This is a genomic window from Variovorax sp. EBFNA2, assembly GCF_033802765.1.
In the GTDB taxonomy this organism is placed as follows: Bacteria; Pseudomonadota; Gammaproteobacteria; order Burkholderiales; family Burkholderiaceae_C; genus Variovorax; species Variovorax paradoxus_H.
Genome location: NZ_CP138497.1, coordinates 25,689 through 49,638, shown reverse-complemented (window position 1 = coordinate 49,638; position 23,950 = coordinate 25,689). Strand labels below are relative to the sequence as shown.

The window sequence follows — 23,950 nt, the reverse complement described above, 5'->3', positions numbered from 1 at the left end:
CAGCGATCCGCCACGGACTGATCCAGCCGCAAGCCTGCTGACCTGCGCGCACGGCGGGAAGTTTCCCCTGTCGCGGCGGCCGCGCACCGCATACCTTGGACGATGGGCGCACACGCGCCCGATGCCAACGACAACCATCGCCCCAGGAGACAACCCATGATTCGTCGCGCGCGCTTTCCCGTCTTTTCCTTGGCGCCGCTGGCGGCCGCGGGCCTGCTGCTGTGCCAGTCGATCGTCGCCGCCGCACAAGAATCCGCGCCCGTGCGTGACCTGCCTACCGTCACCGTCGTCGCCCCGGCGCCGCTTCCCGGACTGGATGTGCCGCGCGACGACGTGCCGGCCAACGTGCAGGCGGTCACCGGTGCCGATCTGGAACGCACACACGCGCTCGACGTGTCCAGCCATCTGGTGCGCGCGATCGGCAGCGTGACGGTGAACGAAACACAGGGCAATCCGTTCCAGCCCGACATCAACTACCGCGGTTTCACGGCATCGCCGCTGCTCGGCACGCCGCAGGGCCTGTCGGTGTTCATGGACGGCGTGCGCCTGAATCAGCCCTTCGGCGATGTGGTGAGCTGGGACCTTATTCCCCGCTCCGCGATCTCGACGGTCACGCTGATGCCCGGCAGCAATCCGCTGTTCGGCCTGAACACGCTGGGCGGCGCGTTGGCGATCCAGACGAAGGACGGCTTGAGCCATCCGGGCACTTCGGTGCAGCTGATGGGTGGCTCGTGGGGGCGTATCGCGGCCGAGTTCGAAACCGGCGGCAGCGTCAGCGGCTGGAACTGGTTCGTCACAGGCAACCGTTTCCACGAGAAGGGCTGGCGCGTGAGCTCGCCTTCCGACGTGAGCCAGCTGTTCGCCAAGGTCGGCCGCAAGACGCGCGACGGCAGCTTCTCGTTGAGCGCTGCGCTCGCCGACAACGACCTGACCGGCAATGGCGCGCAGGAACTGGGGGCACTGCAGCGTGACTGGGCCAGCGTGCGCACCATTCCCGACAGCACGAAGAACAGGTCGGCCTTTCTCAACCTGGCGATGACGCAGGCGCTGAACGACACCTGGACACTGTCGGGCAACGCCTACTACCGCAACATCAGGACAAGCACCTTCAACGGCGACATCAACGACGAGGCCTTCACCGAATCGATCTACGAGCCGAGCACGTCCGAGCGCTCGGCGCTGGCTGCCGCGGGCCTCGCAGGCTACCCAGCGAGCGGCGCCACCGCATCGAACACGCCGTTCCCGAAGTGGCGCTGCATTGCCAATGCCCTGCTGAACACCGAGCCTGACGAAAAGTGCAACGGGCTCGTCAATCGCACCGAAACGCGGCAAACGAACCACGGACTTGCCGCGCAGCTTTCCGCCCAGGCCGGGACCGGCAGCATCGACCATGCGATCGTGATCGGCGCCGCCTACGACGCCAGTCGCGTGCGCTTCGGCCAGAGCACGCAGTTCGGCTACCTCAACCCCGACCGCACCGTCGCGCCGGTGTTCGGCCCCGGTGCCTTTGCCGACGGCACGCAGGAGTCGGAGAACGCCTTCGATGCACGCGTGGATCTGTCGAGCCGTTCCAACACCACCAGCCTGTATGCCTCCGACACCATTGCGCTGAACGCACGCACGCATCTCACGCTGTCCGGCCGCTTCAACCGAACGACGGTGCGCAACACCGACGGCCTCACACCCGGTGGCGGACGGGGCTCGCTCGACGGCCGCTACACCTTCAGCCGCTTCAATCCGGCAGTTGGGCTGACCTTTTCGCCGAGCGAGGCCGTCACGCTGTATGCCGGCGTCAACCAGGGAAGCCGTGCACCGACAGCCATCGAACTGGGCTGCGCCGATCCCGCGAGCCCGTGCAAGCTACCCAACTCGTTCGCCGGCGACCCGCCGCTCAAGCAGGTGGTCACCACGACCTTCGAGGCCGGGCTGCGCGGCGTGATGCGGCAGAACCTGGCCTGGAACTTCGGCGTGTTCCGCTCCGACAACCGCAACGACCTGCTGTTCGTCGCCGACGATTCGAGCGGATTCGGCTACTTCAAGAACTTCGGCAAGACACGCCGCCGGGGCGTCGAGATGGGACTGAGCGCCAAGCCTGCCCACGGGCTGACCGTGGGCGGCAACCTGATGCTGCTCGGTGCGACCTACCGCAGCGCGGAGACCGTGGGTGGCTCGGGCAACAGCAGCAACGACCAGGCGCTCGCCGGATTCCCGGGCACCGAAGGCACGGTCCGGATCCGCCCCGGGGATCGCATCCCGATGTTGCCGCGCCGTGTGCTCAAGCTGTATGCGGACTACGCGCCGAATGCGCAATGGCGCATCGGCGTGGACATGCTCGCGTCGAGCGGTGCCAGCCTGCGCGGCAACGAGAACGGAATGCACGCCGCCGACGGCTTGTACTACGCCGGCCCGGGCCGCAGCGCGGGTTACGCGGTGTTCAACCTGGGTGTCGACTACAAGCCGCGGGCCGGGCTGAAGTTCTTCCTCCAGGTCACCAACCTGTTCGGCCGCAAATACACGACCGGCGGGCAATTGGGCACCAATGGCTTCACGGCCACCGGCGCGTATGTGGCACGCGGCCTGCCGCGCAACGCCAACGGTGACCATCCGGTGAGCAGTGCAAGCTTGATGTCGCCCGGTGCGCCGCGTGCGGCATGGGTGGGCGTGCGCTACACCTTCGGCAGCTGACGTGCCGCCCTCTCGTCCGGGCCGACACGGTCGATCTGCAGGCCGGCTGTCGCTTCCCATCGGCCCATCTTGTCGACCCACAGCGCATCCACCTTCCACTGGTGCGCCAGCAGCTTTGCGCGCGCGGGGCCTGCCACGAAGAAGACCTTGGTCAACGCATCGGCGATGGCTGCGGAGTCGGCCGCGACGGTCACGGCCGAAAGCGCGGGCGGCGAGTAGCCGGTGTGCGGGTCGAAGATGTGGTGGTGGCGATGGTCGGCGCTGAACACCGTGAGGTTGTCGGCCGAGGTGGCGACGCACCGGCCGTCGGCCAGCAGCCGCGCAATCAGGGCCGATTCGTCGTGCGGATCGGCAATGCCGAGCGTCCACGGGCGCGCCTGGCTGTTGTGCCCCAGCGGTGCGAACTCGCCCGCATCAACCAGCGCATGGCGGATGCCATGGGATGCGAGGACTATACGGACGTTGTCGGCTGCGTAGCCCTGCGCGATGCCGTTGAGCGTGGCGGCCATTGAGGGCGCGTCGAAGCGGACAAGACGGGAGGTGACGTCGATGGCCCGCCAGTCGACGCGGGCGCGTGCCGCCCGCACTTCCTGCGGGCCGGGCAGGCGTCCTGCCCGCCTTGCCGCATCGAAGGCGAGCCACAGCGGCTGTACCGTGACATCGAATGCACCATCGCTGTCGCGCGAGATGTTGTGGGCGATGTCCAGGATCTCGACCAGCTCGGCCGGCGGCGAGCGCAGCATGCCATCGCGGTTCAGTCGCGAGAGTGCGCTGTCGGGCCGGAAAAGGCTCATCTGGCTTTCGATGCGCTGCAGCGCCTGCACGCCCGCATCGAGCGCGCGCTCCAGCGTTGCGGCATTCCCATGCCCGGCCTTCAACGACAGTGTGGTGCCGAAGCCCAGCATCGAACGTTGTCGCCAGTGCAACGACGTCACGGCCGGGGACAGGTCGGAGAAGGCGGCGAGCGCGCCCAGGCCCAAGGTCGCGCGCAGCCACTGCCGCCGCTTCATGCGCCGCGCCCCTGTACCACCGGCAACGGCCGGATGGCGATATGCCGGTCGCGCCCCTTGGCGATCAGGGGCGCGCAGCGCGTCGGGCTGTCGTGGATCGCCACGCAGTCCAGGCACTGGAAGCATTCCTCGTAAACAATGGCGCCGCTGGGCTGGATGGCCTGGTACTCGCAGCGATGGCGGCATGTCTGGCAGGGCGTGCCGCACTCCTTGCGGCGTGGAATCCAGCGCAGCAAGCGCGTGCGTCCGAGCAGGCCCAGGCCCGCGCCCAGCGGACACAGGTAGCGACAAAAGCCCTTGTAGATGAACACGTTCACCAGCAGCAGCGCCGCCGCCCATGCGACGAACGGCCACGAACGCACGAACGCGAGCGTGATGGTGGTCTTGAACGGCTCGATCTCCACCGCATGGTCGGTCCACGCGGGCCAGGCCACGGCCAGCCCGACAACCACCGCGAGGACCGCGTACTTGACAAGCTTGAGCCGGGCATCGAGGTCGCGGTGCAGCTTGATGCGGCGGATGCCCGCGAACCGCGCCGCTTGCGCCACAAGTTCCTGCATCGCACCGAAAGGACAGAGCCATCCGCAGAAGGTGCCGCGCCCCCACACGACCAGCGTCACGGCAACGAAGGCCCACAACGCGACCGTCATCGGGTCGTAGAGAAAGAAGCCCAGGTCGCGCCCGGCGACGAGCGCCTGGATCAGCGCGGTGATGTTGACGATCGACAGCTGCCCCTGCGCGAACCAGCCGATGAAGATCAGCGTGAAGAGGAGATAGCCGGTGCGAAAGCGCGCGAGTCGCGCCGGACGGGCAACGATCCACTTGGGTCGGGCCAGCACCACCGCCAGCAGCGCCAGTGCGCCGGCCAGCACCGCGAGCTCCCACGCGCGCGAACGCCAGATGTCCTGCCAGCCCTTGTTGTCCGATTCGGGCCGCGTGACCTGGTCGGCCGGGAGGGTGTAGGGAATGCCGAAGCTGCGGCTGATGCGCTCGGGGTAGACCATGCCCTTGTCGCGCGTCACGCGCAGCGCGAAGTCCATCGTGCGAGCGGGGTCGAGCCCGGCGGGACCGATGACGCGGAAGACCTTGGCGTCGGCGCCGCGCAGGCTCGCCGGCAACTGCAGCGGGTCGTCCAGGTCCAGGTCGCGCAGTTCGAGCGGCAGCTCGCCTTGCCTGAGCGTCAGCCGGTCGGGCACCGCGCCGCGCACGAAGTTGTCGCCGACGAAGGTGTGGGGGCCCGCGGCGATCACGAGCAGCGCATGGTCACCGCCGTCCATGCGCTCGAGCAGGTGGTTCCAGCCGAATTCGGACAGCAGGTTGCGCCCGATGGCCGGCATGTTGAGGTAGGTGATGTAGAGGTCGCAGAAGGTGCTGCTTTCCCGGCCGGCAACGGGCTGCTCGACGCCGCTGCCGTCGAAGGCCTTCTCCACCATGCCTTGTGTGATGCGCAGATGCTGCACCAGGCCGGCCTCGAGCAGCGCGTCCCAAGCCATCGGCGCGTAGGTGTCCTTGCGCACGCGTGCGACAAGATCGGGATCACGGCCCGCGGCAAAGCCGAGCCTGGCGCGCGCCACCCGCAGCGCCGACGAGAGCAGGCTCTGGTTCAGGATGCGCACCGAGGCGGTGGCCTTCGCCACGCCGTCGATGTAGACGTTGGCGCTGCCGCGCTCCTCGCCGCGGTTGGCGTTGGAGCCGATCTTGATGGCCTGCTGAAGCGAAAGGCCCTTGTATTGGTCGGCAAAGCGGAACAATGGTGCCTCGCCCAGTCCTTCAAGAAAAACGGGCTCGTGGTGCGACAGCACGCGCACGTCGAGAAAAGTGCCCTTGGGATCGAGCGCCACGAGCAGGTTGAACGGCACGCCCGAGAAGCCCGGGATCGGCGCGAAGTCGATCGACTCGAAGACGTAGCCGGCCAGGACGGGCGTGGTCACGTCCTGCTTGAAGATGGGCCACACGGGCAGTTGCGCATCCTTCTCGCCGACCGCCAATGGTGGGGGAAAGGCCTTGAGCATGTCTGTGCGTGTCATCACGCCGGCGTGCGCGGCACACGCGAAGCCGACCAGCGTCGCCATCAGCCAAGACAACAGGCCGCGTATCGGCATCAGACCGAACCCAGGCCCAGCCGCTCGACCGTGCGCTTCTCGCCAGCGTAGGCCTCGCGCATGCTGCGGCCGTAGTCGGCGCTGTCTAGGTAGGCCACGTCCTGGTCGTAACGCCCTAGTTCGGCGATGTGCCGCGGATCGAACAGCGCGCGCTTGAACGCGTCGTGCAACCGCCGTACGACCGGCTCGGGCATGCCGCGCGGCCCCGCCAGGCCGTAGGGCGACATGGCCACGATTCCATGGCCGAGCTCATTCATCGTCGGCACCTCGGGCCACCGCTTCGAACGGTTCGCGCCGAAGGTGGCCAGCAGGCGCAAGCGGCCCGAGTCGACGTACGGTACGAAGCCGTTGGCGTTGACGCCCGCCGCGACCTGGCCCGCCGACAACGCGATCATCTGCTCGGCCGCACCCTTGTACGGCACGTGGATGAAGCTCAGCCCGTGTCTTGCGAACAACTCGTCCATGACGACGTGCGGCGTGGTGCCCACGCCGTTGGTCGCCAGGGTCAGCTCGCCCGGACGTGCCGTGGCAAGGGACAGCAGATCGGCCACGCTGCGCAGGGGACTGGCCGCAGGCACCAACAGGCCGAAGGTCACGCCGCTCACCTGCAGGATCGGCGTGGTGTCGCGGATCGGGTCCCACGTCACCTTCTGCGTGAACGGTGCGCGAAACACCGGCTGCGGCATCTGCGCCAGCGTGTAGCCATCGGGCAGCGCCTGTTGCAGCACCGGCATCGCCAGCGTGCCGCCGGCACCGCCGCGGTTCTCGATGACGATGCGCTGTCCCAATTGCTGGCCGGCCAGCTCGGCCAGCAGGCGCAGGGTGAGGTCGGTGCCGCCGCCCGCAGCCCATGGCACCCAGAGCGACAGGGGGCGGCGCGGAAACGGCGCCTCGTCCGGTTGCGCACGCGTGCGCCCCGCCGAGAGTGCTGCCACGGACGCCGCAGAGAGAAGCAGGCCGCGCCGCGTGGTCATTGAAGTACCTTCATGCGGCGCCTCGCTGCGTCAGGCCGCCGAAGCCGCGCCGGGGGTCGTAGCCCCAGCAGGCCAGCGTGAAGCACACGGTCAGCGTGGCCAGCACGATGAGCGGAGCGACGTCCGGGTCCTTGCCGTAGAGCGCAAAGCGAATCCACTCGACCGCATGCGTGAACGGATTGAACTGCGCCACTCGGTACACCCAGGTCGCGCCCGATTCCTCCAGCTTCCACAGCGGATAGAGCGCTGTGGACAGGAAGTACATCGGGAAGATCACGAAATTCATCGTGCCGGCGAAGTTCTCCAGCTGTCTGACGTAGACAGACAGCAGCAGCCCGATCGATGCGAGCATCAGTGCGCAGGCGAGCGTGGCGACCAGCGCATGCAGCAACGCGAGCGGCTGCATCGGCAACGTGGTGCCGAGCAGTGCCGCCACCGCGACGAACGCCAGCACCTGCACCAGGCTCAGCAGCGCCGTTGCCAGCATCTTCGAGAACAGGAGCCACCAGCGCGGCAGCGGCGCGGTCAGCAGGAGGCGCATGAGGCCCATCTCGCGGTCGTACACCATCGCCAGGGACGACTGCATGCCGTTGAACAGCAGGACCATGCCGATCAGGCCGGGCGCGATATAGATGTCGTAGGGGATGTAGGTGTCGTAGGGCTGCGCGATCGCCATGCCGAAGACGTTGCGGAACCCCGCCGCGAACACCGCGAGCCACAGCACCGGCCGCACCAGCGCAGACACGAGGCGTGCCTTCTGCTGCCAGAACTTGACCAGTTCGCGCATGACGATCGCACGCAGCGCCTGCATGGCATGCCTGGCCTCGCCGTGGCGCACATCGGGGGTCATGGCGCGGCCTTGCAGGGCGACTCCGGCGCGTCGGTGCCGAGCGTGTCCAGCACGTTCTTCGCATGCATGACGCCGTCCACGGGCGCGGTGCCGATCACCGCGACGCCGTCGCTCAGCAGCATCGGCTGGCGCAGTTGATGGTCCCAGGCACGGAAGCTCAGGCGTACGCCCTTCACGCCGTCGAGCGCGAAGTCGGGCTTGCCGAGGGCGGCGTTCAGGCCCGCGGCAGTGATGGGGGCCGGTCGCGTCAAGGCGGCCTGGAGCACGGCCTTCGCCGCCACGTAGGCGGCCCAGTCGTGGCCGGTCATTGGGCGGCGCGCGGCACGGGCGAAGCGGCGGGCAAGCTGCGGCGCCCCGTAGCGCTCGAAGTTCGGTGCCCAGGCTTGCGCTGTCATGCCGGCATCGCCGACCACGGGACGGGGCAGCGCGATGCGATAGGGCAGGGTTCGGGCGAACTCGCCGTCGCTGTCGACCACCCACACCACGTCGTAGTCGCCGCCCACGGCCGCCGTGCCGGTCAGCAGCAGGGGGTTGGCCAGATCGCGTTCGCGAGGGTCAGCGGACAGTTTGAAGTGCTTCGCGGCGACCTGCCGCAGGCCGTATCGCTTCAAGGCTGCCTGTGCCAGGGAGAGCCGGGTCGCGTCTTCGGCGCTTGGGCCGGCGAGCAGCAGCACACGCATCCACTTACGCCAGAGCAGGGCCTGCGCAAGCGCATCCGTACGCATGCGGTCGCTCGGCAGCGTGTGAAAGAGGTTGCCGCGGCAGCCTTGGCGCGGCGTCTCGGCGCTATCGCCCACGTTGAGAACGGGCATCGCGGTGACGGCCGATGCGGCAGCGATCCATGCGGCGGGAAGGTCGAGCACTGCGGCGTTCGCACCGGCCTTGTCGAGCTGGCGCAATTGCGCGGCTGCGTCCTCCGCCGACTTCGCGTCGCGCACGCTCACGGCAACCTGCAGGCCGGCCGCCTCGAGTTCAAACTGGCTTTCCTGAACTGCCAGGTCGACCGCGTCGCGTGCCCGCCCACCGGGCTGCCCGGGGTAGGCCAGCGCCACGCGTGCAGGGGCCAGCCGGTCGTCATCGGCGCGCTGCACGATGCCGATCGTCAAGGTGGCGGCGTCGGCATGGCACGCCATTGCCGCGGCGAGCACGGCCCCTGCGCAGATGCCGCGGCGCCGCCGGGCGAACAGGCGGCTAGTCATCGACGACAACAGTGTGCGGTACACGGCCCACCGCGATCGTGCGGATCGGCCGTGCGGTCGCGGAGTCGACCACGGTCATGTCGTCCGACAGGCCGTTGGCCACGAAGAGCCTGGAGCCGTCACGGTTGGTCGCCACGCCCCAGGCCCGTTTGCCCACCAGCGCCAGGGTCCTGGTCTTGCGCGATGCGACGTCCACGAAGGCGACATGGTTGGCGCGGCCCAGCCCGACGTACATCGTCTTGCCGTCGGGTGATGCGGTGATGCCCACGGGCGTGATGTCGTCCGGCCGCATGCCCTTGACTTCGAACACCACCGTCGCAATCACCTGCAGGTCGGCGGTGGCGATCACGCTGACGCTGCTGCCCAGTTCGTTGGTAACCCAGAGTTCGCTGCCATCCGCCGAGAACGCGAAGCGCCGCGGGCGCTTCCCGACGGGGATGTTCTTCATCACCTTGAGCGTGGCCGTGTCGACCACGTGCACCAGGTTCGCCACCTCCGAGGTGACGTACACGCGTTTGCCGTCGGGCGACACCTTCACGCCCTCGGGTTCCTTGCCTACGGGCACGGACTTCAGCAGCTTCTTCGTCGACAGGTCGAACACGTGGAGCGCGCCGTCGTCCTCTGCTGACACATAGGCGGTCCGGCCGTCGGCCGACAGGTCAAACACCTCGGGGTCGTCGCCGAGCGGCACGCTGCCCAGCGACTTGCGCGTTGTCAGGTCGAAGATCTCCGCGCGGCCGGAGTCGCTGCAGGCCACCATCAGCTGCGTGTCGCCGTTCAGGCGCTGCATGTGGCGCGGGCGCTTGCAGGTCGGCATGCTGCCGACGACGGCCAGCGTCTTCAGGTCGACCACGGCGATGGCGTTGTCTTTCTCGCTGGAGACGAAGGCAAGACCGCTGTCTTTGGCCGAGGCCAGGGGCGCGCCCATGGCCGCGGCAAGGCCGAGCAGGAGGAGGGAGGATCGGATCATGCTGTCTGTGTCTCGTGGTTCGTTGGGGTTCTCGGTGCTGCCTTTCGACGCGGTGTGCCCTAGCGGGTTGCGTTCAGGAAGGCCGCCTCCAGCGTTTCGCCGCCGAGGGTGGCCGTGACCTCGGCCGGCGGTCCTTGGGCCAGCAACCGGCCCCGGTGCAGGACCAGCACACGGTCGGCATGCTCGGCTTCGGACACCAGGTGCGTGGCCCACAGCACTGTCACGCCGCGTTCGAGCACCTCTTGCTGCAGGCCATCGATCAGGTCGCGGCGCGATTGAGGGTCGAGGCCGACCGTGGCTTCGTCCATCAGCAGCAGATCGGGACGGTGCAGCAGAGCGCGCACCAGTTCAACCTTGCGCCGGTTGCCCCCCGAGAGCTCCCGCACGCTGCGCTGCATGTCGGCCAGGAGCCCGAAGCGCGCGGCCTCCAACGTGATGCGCTCGCGTGCGCGGTGCAATGGCAAGCCTTGCAGGTCGGCGTGGAACTGGAGGTTGCGCACCACGCTCAGGTCGAGGTCGAGCGACTGCTGCTGGAAGACCACACCGATGTGCGCGAGCGCGCGGCGTGCATCGGTGCGCATCGACAGTCCGGCGATCTCCACATCGCCTTCGTCCGCTGCGAAGAGCCCTGCCAACACCTGGAACAAGGTCGACTTGCCCGCGCCGTTCGGCCCGAGCAGGACGACGAAGCCGCCGCGTGCGATGGACAGGGTCAGCGCATCCAGCGCAACGCGCTGGCCGTAGCGCTGCGTGAGACTCTGGATCTTCAGCATGGCGCCTCGTCCGCCGCATTCGCCGAGTCCGCCATGCTGCAATCCCGCGAGTTCCCGTCGCTGCGAAACAGCATGTCGGCGCCGCGCCGCGCGCCCGGCACGAAGCGCAGCGGCTGCACCGACGCGCCGGTTGCGTGCCGCGTGGCGGCGGCATCGAGCATGTCGTCGATGCGTGCGCGATCCGGGCTCTTCGGACACACCGGGTCGGTGGCTGCCGCGTCACCGGTGACCAGGAAAGCCTGGCAACGGCAGCCACCGAAATCGCGGTGCCGCTCCTCGCAGCTGCTGCAGGTCGAGCCCATCCAGGCGTCGCCCCGATAGCGATTGAAGGCCTCGCTGTCATGCCAGGCTGCGCCCACCGACACGTCACGCAGGTTCGGCAATGTCGGCCCCGGCAGCATGCGGGCGCTGTGGCAGGGCATGGCCAGGCCGTCCGGTGCGACCACCATGAACACCGACCCCCACCCCGCCATGCAGGGCTTGGGCTTCGCATCCGCATAGTCGGGCGACACCCAGAGGATCTTCATCCGCCCCGTCAGGCGATCGCGGTGTGCATCGACCACGGCCTCGGCCTCGCGCAGCTCGGCCGGCGTCGGCATCAGTGCGGCGCGGTTGAGCCAGGCCCAGCCGTAGTACTGTGTGTTCGCGAGCTCGAGAAAATCCGCACCCATCTCTTCGGCCATCCCGATGATCCGGTCGACATGCTCCAGGTTGAAGCGGTGCATCACGCAGTTCAGCACCATGGGATAGCCCTCGGCCTTGATGAGGGCTGCGACTCTGGACTTCAGCTCGAAGGTCTTCGTGGAGCTGAGAAAGTCGTTGAGTTCGCGCGTGGAGTCCTGGAACGACAGCTGCACGTGATCGAGGCCGGCTGCGCGCAGGGCCTTGGCGCGTGCACGGGTCAGGCCAACGCCCGAGGTGATGAGGTTGGTGTAGAAGCCCAGGCCGCGCGCATGCGCCACGAGTTCCTCCAGGTCCGGGCGCAGCAGCGGCTCGCCGCCCGAGAAGCCCAGTTGCACCGCGCCGAGCGCACGCGCCTCGGCCAGCACGCGCTTCCAGCTGGCGGTGTCCAGCTCCTCGCCATGGCGCGCGTAGTCGACCGGATTCGAGCAGAACACGCAGTGCAGCGGGCACCGGTAGGTCAGCTCCGCCAGCAGCCACAGCGGTGGCCTTGTCGTGCGTCCAGTTTGCGCGGCCATTGGCTTGCCTACTGAAGCCAGCTGCGCTGCAGCGCCTGGTTCAGGAAGAGGACCACATCGTCGTGCAGCGGCGACTGTGCGAACACGATCTCGAGTTCAGCGACGATCTCATCTACCGTGCGCTTGCCATCGCAGCGCTGGAGTATCTCCGCGGCAGGCGCGTTCAGGCGCACCATGCCCTCGGGATATAGCAGGACCCAGCTGTCCTGCGTCGGCTCGAACTGCATGCGATACAGAGGCGAGATGCGCGGGCGGGCGTCGGGTGCGATCATGGTCGTTGGGCCAGTGGCATGTCGTCGGGAAAGCCACGCTCGATGGCGTCGAGCATCGACCACAGGATGTCGAGCTTGAACCGCAGGATCGCCAATGCGCGCTCCTGGCGGCTGCGCGTGGTGCACCAGCGGCGCGCCACGTCCAGGCCATGCTCGACGTCACGCGTGGCCAGCGGAATGCGGCTTCGAAAGTAGGCCAGCCCCTCGATGTCGATCCATGGGTACAGCACGGGCCAGGCCGCAAGGCGATCCGCGTGGATCTTCGGCGCGAACATCTCGGTCAACGACGAGATGGCTGCCTCCTGCCACGATTGCTGCCGCGCGAAATTGACATAGGCATCGACCGCGAAGCGCACGCCCGGCTGCACATGGCGATGCGACCAGAGGTCGGCCGGGTCCAGGCCGACGGCTTCGCCGAGCCGGGCCCAGGCCTCGATGCCCCCTGCGGCGTCACCTTCGAAGTCGCCGTGGCCATCGTGGTCGAGCATGCGCAGGATCCAGCGCCGCCGTTCGGCGCGATCGTCGCAGTTGGACATCACGGCGGCGTCCTTGCGCGGGATGTTGACTTGATAGTAGAAGCGGTTGGCAACCCAGGCGCGCACCTGGAAAGGTTGCAGTTCGCCGAGATTCAATCGCTGGTTGAACCGGTGATGGATGTGATAGCGCGACTCGCAGGCGCGCAGGCGCGACTCGAACTCCTCGAAGGTCCACAGGCGCTGGAGCGCTTCGCGCGCCGCGGTACGCGCACTGGCGGGACCTGTGGGCACGAATGTGTTCACAGCGTGATCTCCATGCCGTCGTATGCGACTTCGATGCCATGGCCGTCGAGCAAGCGTCGCTGCTCGCTGGTTTCGTCCAGGATCGGATTGCTGTTGTTGATGTGGATCAATACCTTGCGGCGCGCGGCGGTGGCGGCCATCACGTCGACCATGCCCGGGCGTGTCGGGTCTCCGGTTTGCGGCAGGTGGCCCATGTCGCTGGCCGTCTTGCGGCCGAGGCCGGCTTGCTGCATTTCGTCCTCGGCCCAGAACGTGCCATCGACCAGGAGGCAGTCCGCGTCGTGCATCCACTTCAGTTCCTCCGCGCCGACGTGCGCCAGTCCCGGCGAATAGAACAAGGTGCTGCCCTCGTGAAAGTCCTCGATGAACAGGGCGATGTTGTCGCCCACCGTGTGGTCCCGGCGGTGCGGCGAATACGGTGGCGCTTTGCCGGGAATGGCCACGGCAGTGAAGCGCAGGGACGCGAAGCCATCGATCATGAAGCTCGCGCTTGTCGTGCTGCCGGCCACCGGCAGCATGTGCCAGCGCGTGCCGCAGTAGTGTTCGAGCACGCCGAGGATGGGAAAAACCGTGGTCAGGTCCTCGAAGACGCAGGGCGTGGCGTAGACATCGATGCAGGGCCCTTCACGCATGCCGAGCAGCCCCGTGACGTGGTCGATCTGGGCATCCATCAGGACCACCGCCTTGATCGGCGTGTCGCGCAGGCCTTGGCGCGGATGCAGTTGCGGATAGCGGCGCAGCTGCTGCCCGATGTCAGGCGAGGCGTTGAGCAGCGCCCAGGCTTGACCGTCGGCCGACACCGCGATGGAACTCTGCGTGCGTGCATGCGCGGTGAGTTCTCCCTGGCGCTGGCCGGCGCACTGGCGGCAATTGCAGTTCCATTGCGGAAAACCGCCACCCGCGCCGGATCCGAGCACAAGTATTTTCATGTGAAGAACAAGGTTGAGCCGGCGGCGCTGCGGCACAGCGCCGCCGGCTGAGGTGCTCAGCGATGCGAGATGTACATCGTGATTTCGAAGCCGAAGCGCATGTCTTCAAACGCGGGTTGCGACCATTGCATGGGAAGTCTCCTTGGAGCAGAACCGGCCCGGCGGGATTGCCTGGTGGTTCGTTCCCTTCCGCAAATCGCATGCCCGTGACGGTGGGACGTCGCAAGCGCTCGAAGACTGGTGGAAGCCCTGATGCCGATGGCCCTGCAGGACCCGGAAGCGACATGGCGCAGCCCGCCCAGCCGGGGTGCGGGTGTGCAGTGCTCCAGGTTGGTACAGCGCCGTGCGATGGCGGTACAGGGATGACCCTTGCTACTGCGGCGCGCGCGGGTGCGCGCTATTTGGCCCAGCGCAGCTTGCGGTAGATCGTGTTGCGGCTGATGCCCAGGCGCTTGGATGCGACGGAGATATTGCCGTCAGCCGCCGCCAGTGCATTGCGGATGAGCTCGACTTCCGCCTCGCCGAGCGTGCGTGAAACGCTCGCCTCGAGCGGGGTTGTGGGGGCCGCTGGTGGGATGCCGGGCGCCATGGTGGGCGCGTCCATCGCCGCCGTGTGCGCCTGGGCAGCAGGCCACGCGGGCAACGGCGCCGCCTCGGCCTGCGCCACGGGCAGCGATGGCGAGTCGACGCGCTGGTGGACATGGCGCGTGCTGCGCACGTCTTCCAGGAAGTCATCCGAGAGATGGTGCTCCACGATCTGCCGTTCGCCTGAGGCCATGACGCACGCCGTGCGCAGCACGTTCGCGAGCTGCCGCACGTTGCCCGGCCAGGCATAGGACTTGAAGAGCGACATCACCTGCGGGCTGATGTCGGGGGTGGCATGCGGGCACTCGGCCAGCAGGATGCGGCGCGCCACCACGTCGAGGTCGTGGCGTTCGCGCAGCGCGGGAAGTTTTACGACGAGGCCGTTCAGGCGGTAGTACAGGTCTTCGCGGAACGAGCCGGCCTCGATCATGTCGCGCAGCTTGCGGTGCGTCGCGCCGATCACCGCGATGTCGACCGCGATCGACTTGAGGCTGCCCAGGGGCGTGACGCGGCGCTCCTGAAGCACGCGCAGAAGGCGTGCCTGCAGGGGCAGCGGCATGTCGCCGATTTCATCGAGGAACAGAGTGCCGCCGTTGGCCTGCACGATGCGTCCGATCGCGCCCTTGCGGCGCGCGCCCGTGAAAGCGCCTTCTTCATAGCCGAACAGTTCGGCTTCGATCAGCGATTCGGGGATCGACGCGCAGTTGACGGCAACGAAGGGCTGCTTGGCGCGGTCGGAGTCCTGGTGCACCGCGCGCGCCAGCAGCTCCTTGCCAGTTCCAGTCTCACCCAGGATGAGCAAAGGGATGTCGCGGTTGATCACGCGCTGCACCTTCTGGATCAACACTGCGATCTGAGGGTCGCCGGTATTCAGGTAATGCAGCCCCGAGAACAGCGTGCCGTCGGCGGATCGGGCCGCGTCCACGGCCAGCGAACCGGAGCGTTTCGCGCCTTCGGCGGGCGCTCCCCGGGGATTGACGATCACATCGATGGCCGTCTGCGGAAAGCTCTCCACGACCATCGAACGCTGCAACCCGGTGAATCGTGCATTGACATGAAACTGCCGACCGTTGGACAGACACAGCATCATCGGCGTGGGCAGCGGGGCACGGAAGTGGTCAAAGACCGCCGGCGCGGTGGTGCCGAACAGACTGGCCAGGCTGTGCATCCGCAACGCTGCGCTGCTCATGTCGAGCTGGTCGAGCGCGCTGCGATTGGCGCCCAGGATTTTTCCGTCAGCACCTACGACGATGATGCCCTCGAGCAGCGTGCCGATGAACTCGACACGGCTGTGGAAGTGCAGCCTCAGGCGGTTGCCATAGTCGTCCGACAGCCACTGGTTTTCGATCATGCGCGCCGACATCCGCACCAAGCCCATGGTGTGCCGGTGGTAGGAGCGCTGGTCACCGGTGACGTCGAGCACACCGAGCATGTTGCCGCGCGGATCGAAGATCGGCGCGGCCGAACAGGTCAGGAAGTTGTTCGCGTGAATGAAATGCTCGCCGCCGTGAACGACGGTGGGCGCCTCTTCGAACAGGGCAGTGCCGATGGCGTTGGTGCCCTTGGAGTGTTCGGCCCAGTTGACGCCGGGCGTCAGTGCCACCTTGTTGGCGCGCTGCAGGAATCTGTCGTCGCCCACGGAGTGAAGGATGGTGCCCGAGACATCGGCCAGCACGATCATGCTTTCCGTGTCGACGATCTGCTCGAAGAGCATTTCCATCACAGGTGCGGCATGGGTGAACAGGCGCTGGTTGCGCTCGCGGGCCACGGCGAGGTCGGTACGCAACAAGGGTTCGAAGTCGGGTCGCTCGACGCGGGTCAACCCGAGCGCCGAGCAGCGCTGATGCCACTGTTCGATCTTTTCTGTGCGCGCGGGCTGCTGCGTGATGGGCAGCGCCGCGGGCGTTGTCCAGGATTTGGCGGGCGCACGGTGGGAGTCAATCATTGTTTGTCTCCTCTGCCTCTGATCGGGCAGGTGTTCTATTCGAAATCATCGTGTCGTGTCACTGTTCCGTTTTGGTACATCGGAAGGTGCCCCTGTCTCTTCGTTGCCGGCTGAGGCAACTATGAAGGATGCCATGACGAGGTATTTCACGCAATTTGTGTTCCCGCTTGAAACACCTGGCAGGTGGCACAGCGATTGCGCAGTCCGTCCCGTTCTCACTTTGAAATGAACAGGAGACTGACATGAAGATTTTTCATCCACGCGCGCGACGGGCGTTGAACACCTGGAAACACGCGGTCGCACCTCGGGCCCGGCTTGTTCGCAGGGCGGGCGTGCTGCTCGGCGCAGCTGCGTGCATCGTTGGCACCTCGCTAGCCTGGGCCCATGGCGACGTGACGCCGCAAAAGGTGGACACCACCGGTCTGCCCTCGCTCGGCAAGGAGTGGCGCGCCGAGAACCCGTACCGGGGCAATGCGACCGCGGTCAGGATAGGCACCTCCGGCTACAACCAGAACTGCGCGCGTTGTCATGGCATCGAGGCGATCTCCGGAGGCATTGCCCCGGATCTGCGCAAGCTCGACAACGACTGCGCTGCGCTGAAGGACGCCGCGAAGAAGGCCGCCTGCATCAAGGAGATGGACGAGTTCTTCCTGACCACCGTGCGCCATGGCCGCACCCGCAACGGCGCGGTCTACATGCCGCCGTTCGAGGGAATGATGAGCCAGGAGGCGATCTGGTCGATCAAGGCCTATCTCGAGACCCGTCGCGACAAGCCGATGTAACGGTGCCCACGGCCAAGGAACACCCTCATGACTTACGAAGACATGTCTTCGCGCCGAGACTGCCTGCGCTGGCTCGGCGCAACTGCCCTGGCGGGTGCCTCGCTCGCGTGCGGCGCCGCGTCGCTCGAGCGCATCCGCGAGCGCGGCACGCTCACCGTGGCGCTGTACAAGGAGATGCCGCCGTTCCATGTCGATGGCAAGGGCATCGACGTCGAGCTGGCACAGGCGCTGGCGGACACGTTGAACCTCAAGCTGTCGATGCTGGCCTTCCATGCCGACGAGAACATGGGCGACGACCTGCGCAACATGGTCTGGCGTGGGCACTACCTGGGCTTCGGACCGGCCGACGTGCTGATGCACGTGCCTGTCGACAAGCCGCTGATTGACGACACGCCGCAGGCAACGATCTTCGCGCCGTACTACCGCGAACGCGTGGTGCTGGCGCGGCGCCTCGACCGCCTGCCGCAACTAGAGAGCCTTTCCGGATTGGGCGATGCGAAGGTCGCCGTGCCGGGGCAGACCCTGGCAGGGTGGCTGATGATCGGTGCCGACGGCGGTGCGTACCGAGGCCAGCTCAACACCCAGTGGAAGGATGGCGCGGAGGCCGCCCGTGCGTTGCAGCGTGGCGAGGTCGCCGCGGCGGCCGGCCTGGCATCGGAGGTGGAGTCGGTGCTGCGCGGCGATGCGCGCTTCGCGATCGCGCCGCTTCCGTCGCCGCGCGCGCCGCGCAATGGCTGGGCCGTGGGACTGGCGGTCAAGAAGGACGCGACGGAGCTTGCGAAGGCCCTGCAGGCCGGCGTCAGCGACCTGGCTGCCAGCGGGCGCCTGGGCCAGATCTTCGAGCGCGCCAACGTCGCTTGGCAGGCGGCCTGAGAAGGCTCAAGAGCCGGCCTCAAGGCCGGCCTTGTGCCTCCAGCGCTTGCCACTCCGCGTCGTCGTACAGCCGTGAGCGCGTGAGAAAGCGCAGCCCGGTCGGACGTTCGAGAGAGAACATCCCGCCGTTGCCCTTCACCGCGTCGATGATCAGGTGCGTGTGCTCCCAATACTCGAACTGCGACCGGCTCATGTAGAACGGCGTTTCCGCAATTTCGCCGAGGCAGATATCGGTATCGCCTGTGATGAACTCGCCCAGCGCAAAGCACATCGGCGCGCTGCCGTCGCAGCAGCCGCCCGATTGATGGAACATCAACGGACCATGCTCCGCGCGCAGGCGCTCGATGAGCGCCTGCGCGGCCGGCGTCACGGACACGCGACTGACAACGGCGGCGACCGTGTCATGCAGTGGCGTAGCGGACGGCATGGAGGGCTCGCTCAGAAGAAGCCCAGCTTGTTCGGGCTGTAGCTCACGAGCAGGTTCTTGGTCTGCTGGTAGTGGTCGAGCATCATCTTGTGGTTTTCGCGGCCGATGCCCGACTGCTTGTAGCCGCCGAAGGCCGCGTGCGCCGGGTATTGGTGGTAGCAGTTGGTCCACACGCGGCCGGCCTGGATGCCGCGGCCCATGCGGAACGCGCGGTTAGCGTCGCGGCTCCACACGCCGGCGCCCAGGCCGTAGAGCGTGTCGTTGGCAATCTCGAGTGCCTCTTCTTCGGTCTTGAAGGTGGTGACGGACAACACGGGACCGAAAATTTCTTCCTGGAAGATCCGCATCTTGTTGTGGCCCTTGAACACGGTCGGCTTGATGTAATAGCCAGTTGCCAACTCGCCCCGCTTCACGTTGCGCTCGCCGCCGGTCAGGCACTGCGCGCCTTCCTGCTTGCCCAGATCGATGTACGAGAGGATCTTTTCCATCTGTTCCTGGGACGCCTGCGCGCCGAGCATGGTGGCCGTGTCCAGCGGGTGGCCTTGCGTGATCGCCTCGACACGCTGGATCGCGCGTTCCATGAAGCGGTCGTAGATCGATTCCTGGATCAGTGCGCGGCTCGGGCAGGTACAGACTTCGCCCTGGTTCAGTGCGAACATCGTGAAGCCTTCGAGCGCCTTGTCGAAGAAGGCGTCGTCGGCCGCGAGCACATCCTCGAAAAAGATGTTGGGCGACTTGCCGCCGAGTTCCAGCGTGACAGGGATCAGATTCTGGCTCGCATACTGCGAGATCAGCCGGCCGGTGGTGGTCTCGCCGGTGAACGCGATCTTGGCGATGCGTGGGCTCGAGGCCAGCGGTTTGCCGGCTTCCAGGCCGAAGCCGTTGACGACGTTGAGTACGCCCGGCGGCAGAAGGTCGCCGATGATCTCGACCAGCACCAGGATCGACGCGGGCGTCTGCTCTGCCGGCTTCAGTACCACGCAGTTGCCCGCAGCCAGCGCCGGCGCGAGCTTCCACACGGCCATGAGGATCGGGAAGTTCCACGGAATGATCTGACCGACGACGCCGAGCGGTTCGTGGAAGTGGTAGGCATAGGTCTCGTGATCGATCTCGCTGATCCCGCCTTCCTGCGAGCGGATGCACGAAGCGAAGTAGCGGAAGTGATCGATGGCCAGTGGCATGTCGGCCGCCATCGTCTCGCGCAGCGGCTTGCCGTTGTCCAGTGTCTCGGCCACGGCCAATGTTTGCAGGTTCTGCTCCATCCGGTCCGCGATCTTCAGCAGGATGTTGGCGCGCTCCGTCGTCGACGTGCGGCCCCATGCGTTCTTGGCTTTGTGCGCCGCGTCGAGTGCGGCTTCGATGTCCTTCGCGTTGGAGCGCGGAATGCTGGTGAACGCCTGGCCCGTGACAGGGGTCAGGTTGTCGAAGTACTGGCCATCGACCGGAGGCAGCCACTGGCCTCCGATGTAGTTGCCGTACTGTTTCTTGAAGGGGTTGGCGATACCCAGGTTGCGCATTTCAGCCATGTCCATGAATTCGTCTCCGTTGCAGTTGAGGGATAAAACGCACGAACTTCTTCGCAATTGACAGGCCAGCATCGAGGCTGTGGATGACCGCACACGCAAGTGGTTGCTGCGAAAGGAGTTTTGGCGTTCCAGCTGCACTCGGTCGGGCCGACCGGCGCGAGGCACGCGATGTGCCTCCGCGGAGCACTGCTCCAGATTGCATCAGCCCGATCGTGTTCGTCTGGGTGAAAACTCCCCGTCATGAACGGCACGGAAATTGCCGCTGATGTGCCATCACACAAACTCAAAAGAGGCATACAGAGCGATGACAACCCCCACACCGAAGGCAGCCGAATCCGTCCTCGTCGAGAACCGTGTGTTCCCGCCCGACGCCCGCGCCACCGAAGGCGCCCGCATTGCCGGCATGGCCGCCTACGAGGCGCTGTGCAAGGAGGCCGAACAGGACTTCGAGGGCTTCTGGACCCGGCTGGCCAAGGACAACCTCCAGTGGACCAAGCCTTTCACCCGCACCCTCGATGAATCGAACGCGCCGTTCTACGAATGGTTCGGTGACGGCGAGCTCAATGCCAGCGCCAACTGCCTGGACAAGCACATCGGCACCCCCGTCGAGCACAAGACCGCCATCGTCTTCGAAGCCGACGACGGCGCCGTCACCCGCGTCACCTACAAGGAACTGCTGGCCCGCGTGAGCCAGTTCGCCAACGCGCTGAAGGCGCAGGGCATCCAGAAGGGCGACCGCGTCATCATCTACATGCCGATGACCATCGAAGGCGTGGTCGCCATGCAGGCCTGCGCGCGCATCGGCGCCACCCACAGCGTGGTGTTCGGCGGCTTCTCGGCCAAGGCGCTGCAGGAACGCATCATCGACGCGGGCGCCGTGGCCGTCATCACGGCCAACTACCAGCTGCGCGGCGGCAAGGAACTGCCGCTGAAGGCCATCGTGGACGACGGCATTGCGCTGGGCGGCTGCGACACCCTCAAGACCGTGCTCGTGTACGAGCGCACCCCCACCGCGTGGAACCGCGTCGAGGGCCGCGACAAGACCTTCACCGAAGCGCAGGCAGGCCAGAGCACCGAGTGCGCGCCGGTGCCGGTCAATGCCGAGCACCCGCTGTTCATCCTCTACACCTCGGGCTCCACCGGCAAGCCCAAGGGCGTGCAGCACGCCACCGGCGGTTACCTGCTGTGGGCCAAGCTCACGATGGACTGGACCTTCGACATCAAGCCCGAAGACATGTTCTGGTGCACCGCCGACATCGGCTGGATCACCGGCCACACCTACGTCGCCTACGGCCCGCTCGCGGCCGGCGCCACGCAGGTCGTGTTCGAAGGCATCCCCACCTTCCCGCATGCGGGCCGCTTCTGGGAAATGATCGAGAAGCACAAGGTCAGCGTGTTCTACACCGCCCCCACGGCCATCCGCTCGCTCATCAAGGCGGCCGAAGGCGACGAAAAAGTGCACCCGAAGAACTGGGACCTGACCAGCCTGCGCATCCTCGGTTCGGTCGGCGAGCCGATCAATCCTGAAGCATGGATGTGGTACCACCGCAATATCGGCGGCGAGCGCTGCCCGATCGTCGACACCTTCTGGCAGACCGAAACGGGTGGCCACGTCATCACACCGCTGCCGGGCGCCACGCCGCTGGTGCCGGGCTCGTGCACCTTGCCGCTGCCGGGCATCATGGCGGCCATCGTCGACGAGACCGGCAAGGACCTGCCCAACGGCGCGGGCGGCATGCTGGTCATCAAGCGGCCGTGGCCTTCGATGATCCGCACCATCTGGAACGACCCCGAGCGCTTCAAGAAGAGCTACTTCCCCGAAGAGATGGGCGGCACGATCTACCTGGCCGGCGACGGTGCGGTGCGCAGTGCCGACCGCGGCTACTTCCGCATCACGGGCCGCATCGACGACGTGCTCAACGTGTCGGGCCACCGCCTGGGCACGATGGAAATCGAATCGGCGCTGGTGTCCAAGACCGACCTGGTGGCCGAAGCCGCGGTGGTGGGCCGTCCCGACGACGTGACCGGCGAGGCCGTCTGCGCCTTCGTCGTGCTCAAGCGCTCGCGCCCGACCGGTGAAGAGGCCAAGCAGATCGCCAACGAACTGCGTGCCTGGGTCGCCAAGGAAATCGGCCCCATCGCCAAGCCCAAGGACATCCGCTTCGGCGACAACCTGCCCAAGACGCGCAGCGGCAAGATCATGCGGCGCCTGCTGCGCAGCATTGCCAAGGGCGAGGCGATCACGCAGGACACGTCAACGCTGGAGAATCCGGCGATCCTGGATCAGTTGTCCGAGACGAACTGATTGAGGAGCCGGCCGCAAGACCGGTGAGCGCGAAGCGCGGGGCCGGTGAAGGTACTGGTCGAGCACGGTGCGCCCGGCGCACGCCGCGACGTGCTTGCGATGGTGCTTTCACACGACGGGTTCGAGGCATTCCGGAACAATCGACGGGGGGCGTGGCGTGGCGATGGCGTCGGACGTACTGGCATGCGACGCCGTTGCACAAGGTGCGCTGGCCCTCGCGCTGGCGCAGTGTGCCGCGGTCACCGGGCCGTACCGCTATCACCTGCTGCAGAAAAGGGCGGCGGGGACGCCGCGTCGGCCGGTGCAGTGCTTCGTCGAGTGGTTGCGCGGCGCTGCGCTCGACTTCAGGCGGGCGCTGTGATGGCCCTGGTCGTGCCGAGCCTCTGACGCCGAACGCGCGCCGTCCGTCGGCCGCCGGCACCTTGCGCCCGCAGGCTCATTCGACCGCATAGGGCGTCTCGGGCACTTGCGTGTGAAAGCTTGCATTGAGCATGTTCCAGGATCGGATGGCGCCCACCTGAAACGTGAGGTCCGCGATCTGCGCGTCGCTCAGGTGGCGTCGTACCGCCTCGAAGTCCGCATCGCTGGGCGCGCGATGCGGGATGGCATTGACGGCTTCCGCCCAGTTGAGCGCCGCGCACTCGGCATCGCTGAAAAAGCGCGATGCCTCGAGCCATCCGGCCACGGCATTCACATGGCGCGGTTCCACGCCCTGCTTGAGCAGGTCGGTCCAGTGCATGTCGATGCAGAACGCGCAACCGTTGATCTGGCTGATGCGCAGGTTCACCAGTTCGCGCAGGCGCCTGTCCAGCGTGCTGCCGGCAACCTGGGAGAACTGGGTGCCGGCGCGGGCGGCCTTCGGTGCGAGGGCGTGGTAGTTGAATCGGGGTGCAGACATCTGGAATCCTTTCGTCAGTGTTGAGGGCAGGCAAGACGTTGCGGTCCGCCGGTTTGTGACAAGGCACTGCTGAAAATCGGATCGGCGCATTGGCGCGGCGCACTACAGTCCCCATACAGTTGAGCGTTGAAGACTGCACAACTTCCACCGATTCGGGTGACGGTTGCCGTTCAAGAACAGATTGAGGGCGTGCTGCTCGAAGGCGAAACTCTGTCGCATTTTGTCGAGCAGGCGGCGACTGATGCTGCTCGTCGCCGCAAGGCACAGAAAGTTTTCATGGCGCGTGGACGCGCCTCGCTTGCCCATGCCCTCGAATCGAGTGAGTCCTATGCGGCAGACGAGGTGATCGATGCGATGAAGTCTCGGATCGCCATCGCGCGCAAGGCTGCCGAAAAGGGACGTGGAGGCATCTCCAAGCGGCGCGCGTGACATAGGTTTTTCGCTTGACGCGCGAGACGTTGGAGGATCTGCAGCGCCGTGTGAGAACCTTACGTGCACAGTCACTGTCCAATATATTGCCCGGGAGACAGCGAGGGTCACGCGTGCTATCCCATCTTGTTTCGCCTCGCGTGGGCCTGAGAAAAAATGAAGCCGCAGCGTAGGGCTTGCTGCGACACGAAACGTGGCACGCGGTCCTAGCGGGCCAGTTCTGCGCACCCAACACTGAGCCGCGGCCCGCAGCTGTGTACTCTTCGCTGAAGGCCGCCTCGCGGTTTGCCCGCGACGGTCTCGTGCAACTTCGCTTGCGTGGCGAACTCAATCTCGGACTCGAAGCGTTGGCTTGGCTGCTGAATCGCTGGGGTCATCGTCAGCCCCCGATCGGGTGCGTCAGGTGGCCGTGCATTCACAGCAGAACCGGCCAGGCCT

General features: G+C 66.6%; 22 protein-coding genes. 6 read left to right on the top strand and 16 right to left on the bottom strand.

Annotation, left to right across the window (positions count from 1 at the left end):
* Positions 1–156 precede the first annotated feature (156 nt).
* Positions 157–2,685 carry a TonB-dependent receptor domain-containing protein gene (locus RZE79_RS30670; protein ID WP_319362015.1) on the top strand — a complete coding sequence of 843 codons (2,529 nt, stop codon included), beginning with the start codon at positions 157–159 and terminating at the stop codon, positions 2,683–2,685.
* On the opposite strand, the gene RZE79_RS30665 is transcribed toward RZE79_RS30670, so the two are convergent.
* The 13 genes from RZE79_RS30665 to RZE79_RS30610 all read right to left on the bottom strand — a co-directional run bounded on the left by RZE79_RS30665 (position 2,667) and on the right by RZE79_RS30610 (position 16,272).
* A complete protein-coding gene (locus RZE79_RS30665; protein ID WP_319362014.1) occupies positions 2,667–3,695 on the bottom strand; it encodes an FAD:protein FMN transferase in 1,029 nt (342 codons plus the stop codon). The genes RZE79_RS30670 and RZE79_RS30665 overlap by 19 nt on opposite strands.
* Positions 3,692–5,797, bottom strand: a complete 2,106-nt coding sequence (locus tag RZE79_RS30660; RefSeq protein WP_319362013.1) for a 4Fe-4S binding protein — start codon at positions 5,795–5,797, stop codon at positions 3,692–3,694. Before RZE79_RS30660 ends, RZE79_RS30665 begins: the two co-directional genes overlap by 4 nt.
* Entirely contained in the window at positions 5,797–6,771 is a 975-nt protein-coding gene (locus RZE79_RS30655; RefSeq protein ID WP_319362012.1) for a tripartite tricarboxylate transporter substrate binding protein, read from the bottom strand. The genes RZE79_RS30660 and RZE79_RS30655 overlap by 1 nt, the downstream gene beginning before the upstream one ends.
* Positions 6,772–6,781: 10 nt before the next feature.
* A complete protein-coding gene (locus tag RZE79_RS30650) occupies positions 6,782–7,621 on the bottom strand; it encodes an ABC transporter permease (protein WP_319362011.1) in 840 nt (279 codons plus the stop codon).
* Positions 7,618–8,820, bottom strand: coding sequence for a branched-chain amino acid ABC transporter substrate-binding protein (locus RZE79_RS30645; RefSeq protein ID WP_319362010.1), 1,203 nt, complete (start codon positions 8,818–8,820; stop codon positions 7,618–7,620). Before RZE79_RS30645 ends, RZE79_RS30650 begins: the two co-directional genes overlap by 4 nt.
* Positions 8,813–9,790, bottom strand: coding sequence for a PQQ-dependent catabolism-associated beta-propeller protein (locus tag RZE79_RS30640; RefSeq protein WP_319362009.1), 978 nt, complete (start codon positions 9,788–9,790; stop codon positions 8,813–8,815). The genes RZE79_RS30645 and RZE79_RS30640 overlap by 8 nt, the downstream gene beginning before the upstream one ends.
* Before the next feature lie 59 nt (positions 9,791–9,849).
* Positions 9,850–10,563, bottom strand: a complete 714-nt coding sequence (locus RZE79_RS30635) for an ATP-binding cassette domain-containing protein (RefSeq protein ID WP_319362008.1) — start codon at positions 10,561–10,563, stop codon at positions 9,850–9,852.
* Entirely contained in the window at positions 10,557–11,762 is a 1,206-nt protein-coding gene (pqqE, locus tag RZE79_RS30630; protein WP_319362007.1) for a pyrroloquinoline quinone biosynthesis protein PqqE, read from the bottom strand. The genes RZE79_RS30635 and pqqE overlap by 7 nt, the downstream gene beginning before the upstream one ends.
* Positions 11,763–11,770: 8 nt before the next feature.
* Positions 11,771–12,034 carry a pyrroloquinoline quinone biosynthesis peptide chaperone PqqD gene (pqqD, locus tag RZE79_RS30625; protein WP_319362006.1) on the bottom strand — a complete coding sequence of 88 codons (264 nt, stop codon included), beginning with the start codon at positions 12,032–12,034 and terminating at the stop codon, positions 11,771–11,773.
* Positions 12,031–12,747, bottom strand: coding sequence for a pyrroloquinoline-quinone synthase PqqC (gene pqqC / locus RZE79_RS30620; protein WP_319362367.1), 717 nt, complete (start codon positions 12,745–12,747; stop codon positions 12,031–12,033). Before pqqC ends, pqqD begins: the two co-directional genes overlap by 4 nt.
* A gap of 62 nt (positions 12,748–12,809) precedes the next feature.
* Positions 12,810–13,742 (bottom strand): pyrroloquinoline quinone biosynthesis protein PqqB, encoded by a 933-nt coding sequence (pqqB, locus tag RZE79_RS30615; protein ID WP_319362005.1) that lies wholly within the window; start codon positions 13,740–13,742, stop codon positions 12,810–12,812.
* A gap of 56 nt (positions 13,743–13,798) precedes the next feature.
* Complete coding sequence (gene pqqA, locus RZE79_RS34790) at positions 13,799–13,873, bottom strand: pyrroloquinoline quinone precursor peptide PqqA (protein ID WP_081781751.1); 75 nt, start codon at positions 13,871–13,873, stop codon at positions 13,799–13,801.
* A 266-nt stretch (positions 13,874–14,139) separates the two neighbouring features.
* Positions 14,140–16,272, bottom strand: a complete 2,133-nt coding sequence (locus RZE79_RS30610) for a sigma-54-dependent Fis family transcriptional regulator (protein ID WP_319362004.1) — start codon at positions 16,270–16,272, stop codon at positions 14,140–14,142.
* 242 nt (positions 16,273–16,514) lie between these two features.
* Between RZE79_RS30610 and pedF the strand changes: the two genes are divergently transcribed.
* Together pedF and RZE79_RS30600 are read left to right on the top strand one after the other, a co-directional pair.
* Positions 16,515–17,054 carry a cytochrome c-550 PedF gene (gene pedF / locus RZE79_RS30605; RefSeq protein ID WP_319362003.1) on the top strand — a complete coding sequence of 180 codons (540 nt, stop codon included), beginning with the start codon at positions 16,515–16,517 and terminating at the stop codon, positions 17,052–17,054.
* Positions 17,055–17,081: 27 nt separating this feature from the next.
* The gene (locus RZE79_RS30600; RefSeq protein WP_319362002.1) at positions 17,082–17,927 is read left to right on the top strand and encodes a transporter substrate-binding domain-containing protein; all 846 of its coding nucleotides are present in this window, start codon (positions 17,082–17,084) and stop codon (positions 17,925–17,927) included.
* A gap of 19 nt (positions 17,928–17,946) precedes the next feature.
* Here the strand turns inward: RZE79_RS30600 and RZE79_RS30595 are convergent, their stop codons facing one another.
* Both RZE79_RS30595 and adh read right to left on the bottom strand, forming a co-directional pair.
* Positions 17,947–18,354, bottom strand: a complete 408-nt coding sequence (locus RZE79_RS30595; RefSeq protein WP_319362001.1) for a DUF779 domain-containing protein — start codon at positions 18,352–18,354, stop codon at positions 17,947–17,949.
* Positions 18,355–18,365: 11 nt separating this feature from the next.
* Positions 18,366–19,886: an aldehyde dehydrogenase gene (adh, locus tag RZE79_RS30590; protein ID WP_319362000.1), complete on the bottom strand. Its 1,521-nt coding sequence runs from the start codon at positions 19,884–19,886 to the stop codon at positions 18,366–18,368.
* 298 nt (positions 19,887–20,184) lie between these two features.
* Between adh and acs the strand changes: the two genes are divergently transcribed.
* Positions 20,185–22,185 (top strand): acetate--CoA ligase, encoded by a 2,001-nt coding sequence (acs, locus tag RZE79_RS30585; protein ID WP_319361999.1) that lies wholly within the window; start codon positions 20,185–20,187, stop codon positions 22,183–22,185.
* A gap of 163 nt (positions 22,186–22,348) precedes the next feature.
* Positions 22,349–22,546, top strand: a complete 198-nt coding sequence (locus tag RZE79_RS30580; RefSeq protein ID WP_319361998.1) for a hypothetical protein — start codon at positions 22,349–22,351, stop codon at positions 22,544–22,546.
* Between the two features lie 75 nt (positions 22,547–22,621).
* Here RZE79_RS30580 and RZE79_RS30575 read toward each other — a convergent pair whose 3' ends face one another.
* The gene (locus tag RZE79_RS30575) at positions 22,622–23,083 is read right to left on the bottom strand and encodes a carboxymuconolactone decarboxylase family protein (protein WP_319361997.1); all 462 of its coding nucleotides are present in this window, start codon (positions 23,081–23,083) and stop codon (positions 22,622–22,624) included.
* Positions 23,084–23,209: 126 nt separating this feature from the next.
* On the opposite strand from RZE79_RS30575, the gene RZE79_RS30570 reads away from it, so the two are divergent.
* A complete protein-coding gene (locus tag RZE79_RS30570; protein WP_319361996.1) occupies positions 23,210–23,512 on the top strand; it encodes a YlcI/YnfO family protein in 303 nt (100 codons plus the stop codon).
* The last annotated feature ends 438 nt before the right edge of the window (positions 23,513–23,950 follow it).